The organism is Stenotrophomonas sp. YJH_SMC_65, from assembly GCF_059369475.1.
In genome coordinates this window covers 108,660-121,471 of record NZ_JCAFSR010000011.1, presented here as the reverse complement: position 1 = coordinate 121,471, position 12,812 = coordinate 108,660, and the positions used below count along the sequence as shown (strand labels likewise).

At 66.7% G+C, this 12,812-nt stretch carries 14 protein-coding genes and 2 pseudogenes; 12 read left to right on the top strand and 4 right to left on the bottom strand.

The features are described from left to right. A pseudogene (locus tag AC5P7A_RS18545) lies at positions 1 to 1,416 on the bottom strand (RHS repeat-associated core domain-containing protein); the annotation flags it as partial. Between AC5P7A_RS18545 and AC5P7A_RS18540 the strand changes: the two are divergent. Beyond that, a pseudogene (locus AC5P7A_RS18540) lies at positions 1,346 to 1,888 on the top strand (alpha/beta fold hydrolase); the annotation flags it as partial. The pseudogenes AC5P7A_RS18545 and AC5P7A_RS18540 sit on opposite strands and share 71 nt — an antisense overlap. Before the next feature lie 35 nt (positions 1,889 to 1,923). On the opposite strand, the gene AC5P7A_RS18535 reads toward AC5P7A_RS18540, so the two are convergent. Next, positions 1,924 to 2,718, bottom strand: coding sequence for an AraC family transcriptional regulator (locus AC5P7A_RS18535; protein ID WP_014647399.1), 795 nt, complete (start codon positions 2,716 to 2,718; stop codon positions 1,924 to 1,926). A gap of 79 nt (positions 2,719 to 2,797) precedes the next feature. On the opposite strand from AC5P7A_RS18535, the gene AC5P7A_RS18530 reads away from it, so the two are divergent. The 5 genes from AC5P7A_RS18530 to AC5P7A_RS18510 all read left to right on the top strand — a co-directional run bounded on the left by AC5P7A_RS18530 (position 2,798) and on the right by AC5P7A_RS18510 (position 7,770). Next, entirely contained in the window at positions 2,798 to 4,759 is a 1,962-nt protein-coding gene (locus AC5P7A_RS18530; protein ID WP_495220449.1) for an FUSC family protein, read from the top strand. 4 nt (positions 4,760 to 4,763) lie between these two features. Further along, a complete protein-coding gene (locus AC5P7A_RS18525; RefSeq protein WP_014647401.1) occupies positions 4,764 to 4,973 on the top strand; it encodes a DUF1656 domain-containing protein in 210 nt (69 codons plus the stop codon). A gap of 1 nt (position 4,974) precedes the next feature. Beyond that, positions 4,975 to 5,859, top strand: a complete 885-nt coding sequence (locus tag AC5P7A_RS18520; protein WP_046431015.1) for an HlyD family secretion protein — start codon at positions 4,975 to 4,977, stop codon at positions 5,857 to 5,859. After that, positions 5,856 to 7,292 (top strand): efflux transporter outer membrane subunit, encoded by a 1,437-nt coding sequence (locus tag AC5P7A_RS18515; protein ID WP_346601198.1) that lies wholly within the window; start codon positions 5,856 to 5,858, stop codon positions 7,290 to 7,292. The genes AC5P7A_RS18520 and AC5P7A_RS18515 overlap by 4 nt, the downstream gene beginning before the upstream one ends. Positions 7,293 to 7,425: 133 nt before the next feature. Then, a complete protein-coding gene (locus tag AC5P7A_RS18510; protein ID WP_495220448.1) occupies positions 7,426 to 7,770 on the top strand; it encodes an RcnB family protein in 345 nt (114 codons plus the stop codon). A gap of 50 nt (positions 7,771 to 7,820) precedes the next feature. Here the strand turns inward: AC5P7A_RS18510 and AC5P7A_RS18505 are convergent, their stop codons facing one another. Then, complete coding sequence (locus AC5P7A_RS18505; RefSeq protein ID WP_049439423.1) at positions 7,821 to 8,135, bottom strand: hypothetical protein; 315 nt, start codon at positions 8,133 to 8,135, stop codon at positions 7,821 to 7,823. 17 nt (positions 8,136 to 8,152) lie between these two features. Continuing rightward, entirely contained in the window at positions 8,153 to 8,476 is a 324-nt protein-coding gene (locus tag AC5P7A_RS18500; protein ID WP_026347011.1) for a hypothetical protein, read from the bottom strand. Between the two features lie 232 nt (positions 8,477 to 8,708). Here AC5P7A_RS18500 and AC5P7A_RS18495 point away from each other — a divergent pair, with 232 nt between their 5' ends. The 6 genes from AC5P7A_RS18495 to AC5P7A_RS18470 all read left to right on the top strand — a co-directional run bounded on the left by AC5P7A_RS18495 (position 8,709) and on the right by AC5P7A_RS18470 (position 12,762). Then, positions 8,709 to 9,248: a hypothetical protein gene (locus AC5P7A_RS18495; RefSeq protein ID WP_262225039.1), complete on the top strand. Its 540-nt coding sequence runs from the start codon at positions 8,709 to 8,711 to the stop codon at positions 9,246 to 9,248. Between the two features lie 32 nt (positions 9,249 to 9,280). Further along, the gene (locus AC5P7A_RS18490; protein WP_197621202.1) at positions 9,281 to 9,733 is read left to right on the top strand and encodes a YbbD-related protein; all 453 of its coding nucleotides are present in this window, start codon (positions 9,281 to 9,283) and stop codon (positions 9,731 to 9,733) included. 35 nt (positions 9,734 to 9,768) lie between these two features. Beyond that, positions 9,769 to 10,299 carry a Cif family virulence factor gene (locus AC5P7A_RS18485; protein ID WP_049439415.1) on the top strand — a complete coding sequence of 177 codons (531 nt, stop codon included), beginning with the start codon at positions 9,769 to 9,771 and terminating at the stop codon, positions 10,297 to 10,299. A 104-nt stretch (positions 10,300 to 10,403) separates the two neighbouring features. Then, a complete protein-coding gene (locus AC5P7A_RS18480) occupies positions 10,404 to 11,078 on the top strand; it encodes a response regulator transcription factor (RefSeq protein WP_014647407.1) in 675 nt (224 codons plus the stop codon). Further along, a complete protein-coding gene (locus AC5P7A_RS18475; protein WP_495220447.1) occupies positions 11,075 to 12,328 on the top strand; it encodes a HAMP domain-containing sensor histidine kinase in 1,254 nt (417 codons plus the stop codon). Before AC5P7A_RS18480 ends, AC5P7A_RS18475 begins: the two co-directional genes overlap by 4 nt. A gap of 47 nt (positions 12,329 to 12,375) precedes the next feature. After that, a complete protein-coding gene (locus tag AC5P7A_RS18470; protein WP_014647409.1) occupies positions 12,376 to 12,762 on the top strand; it encodes a diacylglycerol kinase in 387 nt (128 codons plus the stop codon). Positions 12,763 to 12,812 lie beyond the last annotated feature (50 nt).

Sequence of the window (12,812 nt, the reverse complement as noted above, 5' to 3'; positions counted from 1 at the left end):
GTCGCGCGCTTCGCCGTCCACGGCGGTCAGCCGGTGGCTGGTTGCGGGATAGGTGTAGCTGGCCGTGCCTGCCGAGGTGGTCAGCGCGGTGCGATTGCCGGTGGCGTCATAGGCATAGGTTTCGATCGGCGTGCCGGTCGTGCCGTCCTGGGTCTGGGTCAGGCGACCCAGCGCGTCATAGGCGTACTTGGCCAGCACCGTCGAGCCTGTGCCGTTCTTCAGCTCGGTGATCGAACCGACGGGATCGTAGCCATAGCCCAGCGACAGGCCACCGGCGGCCGGGTCATGCACCGCCTGCGGGCGGTAATCCAGATCCAGCGGACGCTGCAGCTGGCGGCCGTTGCCGTAGGTCCAGCCGGTCGCCGGGCCGAAGGCCGCATAGGTCACGTTGTTCACCACGATCTGGCGCGCCTGGCCGGGGCGGGTCAGGCCGATCTGGCTGATGCGGCCCTGGGTATCGCGCACGTAGTCAGCCACGCTGCCGTCGGGGTAGGTCAACGCGGTCAGGCGGCCCGACTTGCTATAGGCGTAGCGCAGCGTGCTGGCAACGCCGTTGACGGTCTGTACCTTGCGGGTGACCTGGCCGAAGCGGTCATGGCAGTACTGGGTGCTGCCATTGGCATGCAGCACCTGCCCAAGCCGTCCCTTGGCGAAGCGCTCGTCGGCGGCACAGGCGGCCGGCGCCACGTCATAGCTGTAGCCCACGTCCAGATTGGGGTCCGGATAGGCGATGCCGATCAGGCGGTTGAGCCCATCGTAGTGATAGGTGGCGGTGACGCCGCGTGCATCGGCGGCCGTCTTGCGATTGCCGGCGGCATCCACGGTGAAGCTGCTGGCACCGCTGTCCGGGCTGACTTGCCCGGTCAGATCACCGAAACCGTTATAGGCATAAGTGGTGTGCAGACCCTTCGGGTCGGTGACCTGGGTGACCTGATCCAGCGCGTTGTACTGGCTGCGGATCTCCGCCGCCACGCCGCCCACGTCCTGCAGGGTCTGCGCCAAGCGGTTCAACGGGTCGTACTGCTGGCTGGTCACGCGCTGCAGTGCGTCGGTCACCGTCTGCGGGTTGCCGTTGGCATCGTAGGCAAAGCCGGTGGCGTGATTGCTCGCGTCCTTCAGTGCGGTCAGCTGGCCGAGCGTGTTGAACGTCCGTGCCAGGGTGCGGCGCAGGGTACCGCCTGCATCGAGCGTGTCTTCCTTGAGGCGATTGCCGGCATTGTCCAGCGTGTAGTGAATCGTGTTGCCCGCGTTGTCCTCGATATCGGTCAAGCGCAGCGCCGCATCGTAGACATAGGAAACGCTGCTGCCGTCGGGCTCGGTGATCTGTTGCACCTGGCCGGACGGCGATGCGCATCTGGCCGACCTCACGGCCGTGATCGATACGCTCGCCCCCGGTCGCCGCGTGGTGCTGGTGGGTCATTCCTATGGCGGCCTGCTGGCCACGGAGTTTGCACGCCGCCAACCGGAGCGCCTGCAGGGCCTGGTGCTGGTGGACCCGGCCACGATGGGTCAGCGCCATGCGTTCAAGCAGGCCGACAGTGCCCGCGTGCAGGCAGATGATGCCCAGCTGCGGGCGATGCTGCCGCCGGCCATGGCCGCCGACTACGCCGTCCTGACCGAACAGCTGGATGCACCCGGTGCGGAAACCCCGCGCACGATGCCGGACGTGCCGGTAGCGCTGCTGACTGCAACCCAGCTGGCTGCCGAACCGCTGTTCTTCGAGGAAACCGCAGAGGGCAAGGCACTCTGGAAAGCACAGCACGCCCTGCTCTTTTCGGGATTCACGCGCGGCTCGTACCGCTACCTGGCAACCGGCCACACCCTCCAGCGCGAGGAGCCTGCTGCGGTGGTGGCCGCGATTCAATCGGTCTCCGGCACCTCGAAGTAGCTGTTCCAGGCAGGGGCTTCCCGGGTTGTTCCCCGCTACTGCCCACGCAGGCGCACCGCAAAGTACCGCGCCGGGGAAAGGCCAAGCGCTTTCTTGAACATCGTGATGAAGGCCGTCACCGACTCATAGCCCAACGTCTCGGAAACGCGTTGTACGGGTGCACCGGCGGCGAGTTCACGAATGGCGATGAGCAGGTGCAGCTGCTGCCGCCAGCGCCCGAAGGACAAGCCCGTTTCCCGTTCGATGAGGCGGGTCAACGTGCGCTCGCCGAGGGCCAGGCGCACGGCCCACTGGCCGATGGTGCTGCGGTCTGCCGGATCCGCCGACAGCGCCGCCGCCAGCGCACGCACCTTCGGGTGATGGCTGACCGGCAGCGACAGATGCTCGGCCGGCATCTGTACCAGCTCGTCCAGCAACACCCGCGCCAGCCGGTCGGTGTGGCTGCCATGCGGATAGTCCAGCGGCGCGTCGGCCAGATGCAGGATCATCTCGCGCAGCATCGGCGAGATGGCCAGCGTCACGCACTGCGCCGGCAGGTCGACGATGCCGGGCTCGACGAACAGGTAGCACAGGCGCGCGTTGGCGGTGGCGCGGTTGCTGTGCGGCATGCCGCCCGGAATCCAGACGCCACACTGGGGCGGCACGATCCACAGCGCATTGGCCACTTCGCAGGTCACCGCGCCATGCAGCGCAAGAATGAGCTGACCCTTGCGGTGCTCATGCACCGGAATTTCCGCGTCGTGCTCGGCCACCTGCAGGCGGCTGGCAACCGCCGGGCGATCGGTCTCGTCAGGGTCCAGGTCAAAGCCGGGGAGCGAAATGCGAGCCATTCTCACATTGACCGGTTTTAGCGATTGATTGTCATTGTAGCGAAATTCGCCGGTGCGGCCGATCACTAGCATGAGCCGCATGCACGCCCCCACCCCTGCCCGTCTCCACGTGTTCCAGGCATTCGCCTGGTTGAAAAGCCCTGCCCTCAGGACCGACCAGGAGGCGGTGCTGTTCTCGCTCAAATGCCTGCTCGCCGCGTCGCTGGGGCTGTATGTCTCTCTAAGGATCGGCCTGAATCGCCCGTTCTGGGTGATCGGCACGGTCTATCTGGTATCGCAGCCTCTGTCCGGGGCGACACTCAGCCGCGGCCTGTTCCGCCTGCTCGGTACCGTGGGCGGAGCCGTCGCCACCGTCGTGCTGGTGCCACGTTTCGCCAATGCACCCCTGGTGCTGAGCGCCGCGCTCGCGACCTGGATGGCGCTGTGCCTGTATCTGGCGATGCTCGACCGCACGCCACGTGCCTATGCGTTCCTGCTGGCCGGCTATACCACCAGCCTGATCGGCTTTCCTGCGGTGATGGTGCCGGGAGACGTGTTCACCATTGCCATCACGCGGGTGCAGGAAATCGCCATCGGCATCCTGGCCGCAACGCTGGTACATACGCTGGTGCTGCCGCGCCGGGTCTCGATGCGCGTGCACGCGCGGGTTGCTGCCGTGCTGGATGATGCGGAACGATGGACGCGCGACATGTGCGCCGGTGCATCGGACACGGTGCTGGCGACGGACCGCTCGAAAGTGGCAGCTGACCTGCTCGAACTGCATGTGCTGTCGATCCACCTGCCCTTCGACAGTGCCCACGGCGTGGCCCAGGTGCAGATCCTGCGTGCCCTGCATGACCGGATGCTGGACGTCCTGATGCTGTCCAGCGCGGTGGAAGATTCCATCGCCCGGCTGCGTTCACCACAGGCCAGCGCAATGGATGCAAGGGGCTGGCGCGATCTGCTGCGGGCCAGCCTGGTCGCGCAACAGGCCGAGCTCGACCTGGCCCACGCCGACTGCCGCGTGCTGCAGGCGCAACTGCACACCGCCCGCCCCGATTGGCGCCGGCATGTACCTGCCCGCCTTGCGCGACATACGCAGGGTGCGGTACTTCACCGGGATCATCGGCTTGCCCTGCGCAGCGCGCTGGGCGCGTTCGTCGGCATCCTGCTGAGCTGCGTGTTGTGGATCGTTACCGGCTGGTCGGAGGGCGCGACGGCGGTGTCCATCATCGGCACGGCGTGCGTGCTGTTCGGCACGATCGAAGCGCCTGCGCCGCATGTCATGCGCTATCTGGTGGGGTCATTGATCGGCGTTGCCGTCGGCCTGCTCTACGGTCTGCTGATCTTCCCCGCGCTGTCCGATGTCGTCGGCCTGATTGCCGCGCTGGCGCCTGCGCTGCTGCTGTGCGGATCGTTCCTGGCCCGGCCTCCCTTCATCATGGCTGCCCTGGGCGTGGTGCTGACGTTTCCGCTCATCGCGGGACTGGGCGCGACCAATACGGTCAACATCGTCGGCGCACTCAACAACAGCGTAGCGTTGTTCGTGGGTACGACAGTGGCACTGTGCAGCATGCAGCTGTTCCAGACCGCCGATGCGGGCCGCAACCGCGCACGGCTGGAGCGTTCGATCCGTCGGAATATCGCACGACACGCCGCCGGACAAGGTGGCGTGACCCGCGCCTGGCTCAGCCGCATGCTGGATCGAATCGGACTGCTCGCTCCCAGGTTGCAGAGCCGTTCCAGCGCCGCGCACGACGTGCGGGCATTGTTCGCGGACGTGCGTGCGGTACGTGCATCCAACCAACTCCGCGCACTGGCCAAGTGCCAGGACAACCCGCAGGTCCGGGTGCTTCATGCGGCGCTGATCGAACGCGTCGCCGCACATTTCAGGATCCGCGGCCATGCGCCACGCAGCGTCGACGCCCATCTTCTGGAACTGCTCGACCGCATGCGCGAGGCAGCAGTGGCCAGCAGCGGGGGTGATCGTGAGCATCTGTCGCACCTGCTCTGCGGATTGCGCCGCGACCTGCTGGCGCCTGCTCTCACCCTTCGGCACTGACCTCATGTTTTCTGATCTCTCCATTGATGGCGTGCTGATCCCCGGCCTGCTCGCCGTGGCCGCCGCCGCGCTGGCGCTGTCGATGCTGACCTCGCGCCTGCTCGCCAGTCTCGGTCTGTACCGCTTGTTCGCCGCGCGACCACTGGTGGGCCTGTCCCTGTTCGTGATCCTGGCGGAGCTGATGATCCGGCTCTCGCCCCTGCTCGAGAAATGAAATGAAACACCTGCTTGCTGTCATCGGGCGCTGGAGCGCTACGCTGGTTGTATTCGCGATTGCTGTCGTCGCCGCGCTGTCCATCTGGAAGCGTTACGAAACACGCCCGTGGACGCGGGATGGACGGGTCCGCGCCGATGTGGTGCGCGTTGCGTCGGACATGGGGGGGCTGGTCACCCAGGTGCTGGTGCACGACAACCAGCGGGTCAGCGCCGGACAACTGCTGCTGGTGCTGGATCAGCCACGCCTGGCTGCCGCGCTTGAGAAGGCCGACGCAGCGGTCAGCAGCGCACGCGCGACGCTGGCGCTGGCCCGCCGCGAATCGACGCGGGACAACGCACTGGGCAACCTGGTCGCCTCGGAGACACGCGAACGCAATGCGGCCAAGGTCGACACCGAGCTGGCCGCCCTGGCGCAGGCACGGGCCGAACAGCGCGTTGCCCAGCTCAACGTGCAACGCACCGAGGTGCGCGCGAGCACCGACGGCATCGTCACCAACCTGGACCTGCATGCGGGCGATTACCTGCAACCGGGCGCGCAGGCGCTGGCGCTGATCGACACCGGCAGCCTGCGTATCGAGGGCTACTTCGAGGAAACCAAACTGGGCTGCATCACCGAGGGCGATGCCGCCGTGGCGCGGCTGATGGGCGACACCCGCGATGTCCGCGGACACGTTGACAGCATCGCCGCCGGCATTGCCGACGATCAGCGCTCAAGCACGCACAACCTGCTGCCGGCCGTGGCGCCGACCTATACCTGGGTGAGGCTGGCACAGCGCATCCCGGTACGCATCCGTATCGATGATGCGCCGCCGGATACGCGCCTGATCGTGGGTCGCACTGCGAGTGTGACCATCACGCCCTCGGCACCGGGAGCCTGCAAGTGAGCGTGCGGACAGTACGTGGTGGGCTGCTTGCCCTGTTGCTGCCCCTGACGGCCTGCGTATCCGGCCCCGACTATCACCTGCCTGCGAACGCCGTCGCAGCTTCACAACAGGCTGCGCGGGCGTTCGTCTCAGGCCAGGACGCATCGTTCAGCCACGACGCGCCACCGGATCGATGGTGGCACCTGTATGGCGACCCTCAGCTTGACGCCTACGTACGCGAAGCACTGGCGGCCAATACCGACCTGCGCGCCGCCGATGCCAACCTTCGGCGCGCCAGCGCTACCGTGCTGGAGTATCGCGCGCGCGGTGCCGTGCAGGCCGACGTGGATGCATCGGGCACGCTCACCCATGCCGGTGGCTACACCCAGGCGTCGGCCGCCCCGCAGTCGTACGCGCTGGGCCTTCACCTCTCCTATCCACTGGATCTTGCAGGTGGCATCCGCCGCGGCATCGAAGCCGCCAACGCCGACGCGGAGGCGGTTGCTGCGGTGCGCGACCAGGTCCGCGTGGTCGTCGCTGCGGCCGTCACCCGTGCCTATCTCCAGGTGTGCACCCGCAATCACACGCTCGCTGCAACCCGGCAGGTGCTGGCGATACAGCGCGACACGCTGGAGGCAACCCGTCGCCTGGCTGCAGGCGGGCGCGGAACGGACTTCGATGTCAGCCGTGCCGGTGCCGCGGTCAACCGCAGCGCGGCGGCGATACCGCACCTGCTGGCGGAACGGCAGGCCGCACTATTCGAGCTGGCCGCACTGATGGGCAGGGTTCCGGCAGACTATCCCAGGGAGGCCGAAGCCTGCCCCCAGCCCCCTGAGCTGGAGCAGGCGCTGCCGGTCGGTGATGGCTGGCAGCTGCTCCAGCGGCGCCCCGACATACGTGCCGCCGAGCGCAGCCTTGCGGCGGCCACGGCGATGATCGGCGTAGAGACCGCAGACCTTTATCCGCGGGTCACCTTGGGCGGGTCCCTGGGTACGGCAGGCACGCGAGTTCAGCTGCTTTCCGCCGACGGTTTAGGGGTGAGCGTCGGGCCACTGCTCTCATGGCACTGGCCCAACCGCCGCGTAGCCAAGGCCCGCATCGCGGCGGCCGGCGCCAATGCAGATGCCGCTCTCGCGTCCTTTGACGGCGTCGTGCTGCAGGCTCTGCGGCAGACCGAGACCGCGCTTTCTGCCTGCACGCAGGAGCTTGAACGCGAGCGCAGCCTGGCGCAGGCGCGTGGGGATGCAGCGCGGGCCGCCGGGCAGGCGCAGCAGCTCTACCGTTTCGGCAGGATCGATTTCCTCGATGTGCTTTCGGCCCAGGCCGCGCTGGCAGATGCGGAGTCCGCATTGGCTGCATCGCGCGCGGACCGGGTCGACCGCCAGCTGGATCTTTTCCTGTCGTTGGGCGGAGGCTGGGCCGCAACGGATTCGGCCGCGGGCGGTGCCCGGTGACCCGTTCAGGGCAGCGACTGCACGCCGCGCCGTCTGTTCAGGAATGTACCGCCTACACCCGTATTCATTCACACTGACTGCCCTATATTCCCGCCACAGCGCCGCATGCTGCGGCCATGACGGAGGCATCTCCATGAAGACCACACGCTTGCTTGCCATCGCCTTGACCACCACCACCGCGTTGGCTGCGGCCCCCGCCTTCGCCGATCCGCCGCACCACGCCCGCGGCAACGGCCCGCCGCCGCATGCGGGCGGCCCGCATAACCGCGATGCGCCGCCGGGCTGGCAGAAGAAGGCCTGGCGACGTGGCGAGCGCCTGCCGTGGGCCGAAGTGGACCGCCGCTACTGGGTAGACGATTACGCGCGCTATGACCTGCGCGAACCGGGCCGCGACCGGCGTTGGGTGCGCCAGTCCGATAACGAGTACCTGCTGGTGGAGATCGCCACCGGGCTGATCATCGACGCCCTGCATCGCTGAAGCGACCTGCAGCGTCCGCACACGCAGCGATTTACATCGGTGCAGACACCTTACGACCGGGGCCGCCCCGGTCGGCGGTGTCTGCGCCCACGGCGCCCCGCCCGCCTCCGCGGCCCGCCATGCAGGCCCTCCCGCAGCGCGATATACCCGCACATCAGCGCTGTGGCAAATAGCCCCATCGCCACCAGTATTTCGAATCCCCGATCACCAAAGAGCAGGCGGATGGAGGTCTCCAGTGAGCACAGCCTGCCGCAGCGCAGGCCGTGCTCGTTGAAGCCATGGATGAGCACCAGTACGCCCATCAGCCCGCACCACGCCATCAGGGCCAGGCTTGCGATGAAGATGAAAGGTCGATGGATACGCATGCGCTCGTCGCGGTCTTCTACGGTGATGTCCAGCGCGACGTTGCGAGTACGCGATCGGAAGCATCCAGCTCTACCGACCAGGCTTGGGTATCCAGGCGCAGCCGGTTCTCATACCACCATCGCTGCGCACAGCGACCACTGCATCCACGGCTGGCATAGCGGGTAAAGGGAGCACCGGCGTGCTCCACCACGTCAGGGTGCCCCAGCGCCCGCAGTACCTCGGCCCTGCTCGCCCCGACCGAGACCGAGGCAAGCGCGTGGGAATGCCACGCCGAGATCGCCGAGCAACCGGCCACGTACGCCACGAACAGCCCGACCAGCCCCCACATCAGTGTCCTCATTGACAGATCCCCTCCTGCGCCGCGCGCCCGCGCATCATCCGCGCAGACCTTCTTCAACGTCAAACCTCGACACGCGGGCCTGTTGCAGCGCCCGGCATCCGTGCTAGCGTGCGCCGTCAAACTCTCCATGGGGTGCAGGATGCGCAATGGAATGGGACGGAATCTGGTGATCGCCTGCATGGCCCTGGCTGTTGCCCCAGCGGCGGCAACAGCGGCCGCAACAGCGACCGCAATGCCGGGCGATCGTGGGCAGGATTTCGTGCAGACACAGGCGATCACCGCGCGCTGCCAGAAGAGCCTGCCCGGCCTGGAACTGCAGTTGCAGGAGGGCCGCAAGCACTGGCTGTCGACACTCGACGCCGCGCAACTGCAGGCCGCCGAGGCCTATGCCAGCAGCAAGGAAGGCAGGACTCTGGGAAAGAGTGTGGAGCGGGATGCCTCCCGCGCCTTCGGTCGCAATACCTTGTCCGCCGCAGCGACCTGCGTTGGCCTGCTCGCCGAGTACGGCCCGGCCCACCCGCTGCCTTCCGGCACGGCAATGCCGGCCGACCGGGTGCAGCACTACATGCTGCACTTTGCACCGATGGTGCTGGCTCGGCTGCAGTGCGCGCGCCTGGACGGCATCGACGTGGCCGCCCAGCCCGATGGCTCGGAAACCTGGCAGTACCGGGCCTGTGGCCAGACCGAATCCGTGCGCATGGCCCCGCTCGGGCAGAGCTGGTCGATGAGCGATGCGGACCGCAATCGCCTGTTCGACGCACTGACCCGATAGGTCGGACGGTATTCCCCGGGGTAGCAGGAACCATGTTTCCACCCACCACCTGGATCAAGTTGCGATCTGCCTTTCCATTGGCGGCCTGCACGGTGCTATGCGCCTGCGGCCTGGTTATGGACAGTTCGTTCGACACGCTGCGCGAGGCGCTTGACTCCGACATGGTGAACAAGGGATGGATTCCCGGCTGGGTGCCCCACGAGGCGACCGACCTGCGCGAGGTGCACGACCTCGACTCGAACACCAGCGCGCTGGCCTTCACCAAGCCTCCTGCGATACCACTGCGGCTGCCTGCGGATTGCCAGGCAACGACATTCAGTCACAGCGATCCTGTTGCGTTCGATCGATACTGGTGGCCGGGCGACGGGACGCTCAAGTCGTCGTATCGCGTCTTTCGCTGCGCGCCCGAATCCGGAAAATCAGTCTTCGTCGCCATCAACAGGACCGAAGACCACGTGCTCTTCTGGCGAACCTACGCGCGGTGATGCGCCCGCGCCACCCTATTCCTCCCCAGGACCCCATGATGCCCAACGCACGTGCACGCTTCGCTGCCCTCGCCTTTTTCCTCCCGGCGTGCTTGCCGGCCCACGCCGCAAAGGACGCCCCCGCCGACGTCAAGGCGATCGAACAGGTGGTCGAAGCGTTCCGCACCTCGCTGATCAACAAGGACAAGCCGACCTACATGGGCCTGTTCTTCTCTGATAAACCGGAAGACATCGGCTGGCAGTTCGTTTCCGAGGATGTGCGCCTGCAGGACATCCGCAAGGCCAAGCCCGATGCGATCAAGGCACGGCAGATTCCCGCCAACAACTTCATCGCGCTGATCGACGGGGCGGTCGCCTCGCCGAAGCCGAAGGAGGAGAAGTTCTCCAACACGAAGATCGAGACGGACGGCGATGTGGCCTCGGTCTCGTTTGACTACAGCTTCCACGACGATGGGGTGAAGACCAACTGGGGCAAGGAAATGTGGCAGCTGGTCCGCACCGAGCAGGGCTGGAAGATCTTCTCGGTGATCTACTCGATCCGCGATTCACGCAGCCCGGGCGATTGAACGTCGCTTGACCGGGCCGAACCCAGGCCGCGATCCATTCAGCAAGGGCATTGGCATTCGGCCATCGATCGGGCAGAGTTCGGCCACGCGCAAGGACGCATGCCATGACCCGCCTGCTGATCATCGAAGACAACCCCGAGCTGGTTGCCAACCTGTATGCCTTCTTTGAACCGCTCGGCTACGTGCTGGACGACGCGCGCGACGGCGCCAGTGGCCTGCGCCGGGCCACGCAGCACGACTACGACGCCATCCTGCTGGACCTGATGCTGCCGCGCCTGGACGGCATGACGCTGTGCCAGAAGCTGCGCCAGGAGTTCCAGAACCCGGTGCCGATCCTGATGCTGACCGCGCGCGATCCGGTCGAAGACCGTGTGCAGGGCCTGGCCCTGGGCGCGGATGACTACCTGGTCAAACCGTTTTCGCTGGTGGAACTGGATGCACGGATCAAGGCCCTCGTACGAAGGGCACAGGGGCGCCAGGTCCAGAGCGTGCTGGCGTGGAAGGACCTGCAGGTGGACACGCGCTCGCCACAGGCCTGGCGGCAAGGCCGCTGCATTGCGCTGACGCCCACGTCGCACAAGCTGCTGATGTGCCTGGTGCGTGCAGCTCCCGCCGTGGTGCGCAAGCAGGAGATGGAATACCTGGTCTGGGGCGACGAGCCACCGGACAGCGGCGCGCTGCGAACCCACATCCATGAGCTGCGCCTGCAGGTGGACCGCAGCTTCGACACCGCGCTGATCACCACGGTGCACAGCGTCGGCTGGCGCATGCAGGCGTGAGCCCTGCCTCCCTCTACCGCCGCCTGAGCCTGCGCACCCGCATCACGATCTCGTTCGTGCTGTTGATGGCCGGTGCCATGGGCTTCATCGTACTGGCCGAACAGGTCGACTACGACCAGGTCCGGACTGCTGTCGTCGCACGGACCCAGCACGGCGAAGTGCAAAGGCTGCAGGCCGCGCTGGATCGTGGCCAACGCCCCGCCCTGCCACCAGGGACCCAGCTGTTCGATGCCCAGGACGTGCCTGTCGTGCTGCGCCAATACGGCCCGGGCTACCACGGCGAAGAGGCGCCCAACGAGTGGCACCTGCGTGTGTTCGACAGTGGTGGCCAACGCTACTACCTGCTGCAGGACGCCGCACCCTATGGCTATCTGGAACACCTGATCAATGCCTTTGCGGCACTGGTCATTTCGGTCTGCGTGCTCGGCGCCTTCCTCATCGGCCGCAAGGTCGCTACCCACGTCATCGCGCCCATCACACGATTGGCCGATGCGGTGCAGGACGGCCACAAGCCCTTTCCCTACCAGGACGCACGCGACGAGATCGGCGTGCTCGCGCGCGCCTTTGCCCGCCATAGTGACGAGCTCGAACGGTTCCTGCATCGCGAGCAGTGCTTCAGCGGCGATGCCAGCCACGAGCTGCGCACGCCCTTGGCCATCATCGGCGGTGCTGCCGAAACGCTGGCCTGCCAGCTTCCGGCCGACAGCCACCTGGTTCCCAGCGCGGCACGCATCCTGCGCACCACCCAGGAGATGCAGCGCCAGCTGACCTGCCTGCTGCTGCTCTCGCGTGCCCCCGGCGCCGTGCCGCGCAACGCGGTGGCCCTGCGTCCGCTGCTCGAATCCTGCATGGAGCGCTGCCAGCCCTGGCTTTCCGGCAAGCCGGTGACCGTTGCGTTTGATGCCCGGCATGACGCCGTGCTGGTTACCAACGCGGATCTGGCGCACAGCATCATCTGGAATCTGCTGCGCAATGCCTGTCAGTACACCGAAAGCGGCGAAGTGCGGATCACCCTCCACGACACCGCACTCATCGTCGCTGACACCGGACCCGGCCTGCCGTCCAGCATCGACCCACGGCAGTTCCAGCGCTTCGTGCCCGGTGGCGCGCACAGCGGCGAGGGGCTGGGGTTGTCGATCGTGCAGCGCATCGTCGAGCACCTGGGCTGGACGATGACCGTGCAATCCTCCGGGCAGGGGTGCCGGTTCACCCTGCGCTGGCCCCGCCCCCCGCATCTGACGGATTCCTGACATCGGGCTGCACATGCTCCGGGCTGCTCCCCCGCTCTGGAGACGGCATGCAGCACCCCAAGGACAGCGGCAAGTACCCGCACGGCAAGACCGGATTGAGCCGCATCTTCCACACCCTCATCCATTCGCGCGATGGCTTCATCGCCACCTTTCGCGGCGAGGCGGCGTTCCGCCAGTTGTTGCTGCTGCACGCGCTGCTGATGGCGGCTGCGTTCGTGCTGGACATCAGCACGGTCGAGCGGGCACTGGTGCTGGCGGTCTGCTTCATCAGCCTGCTGGTGGAACTGCTCAACTCGGCGATTGAAGCCGTGGTTGATCGCATCTCGCTGGAGAAGCATCCGCTGTCCAAGAACGCCAAGGACATGGGCAGCGCCGCGCAGACCACCGCGTTGTTGATGGTGGGTGCGGTGTGGGGCGTGATCCTGCTGGGCTAGCCCGGCAATCCTGACAACTTCCTGATAAGGCCGTTTCGATACTGCGCGCA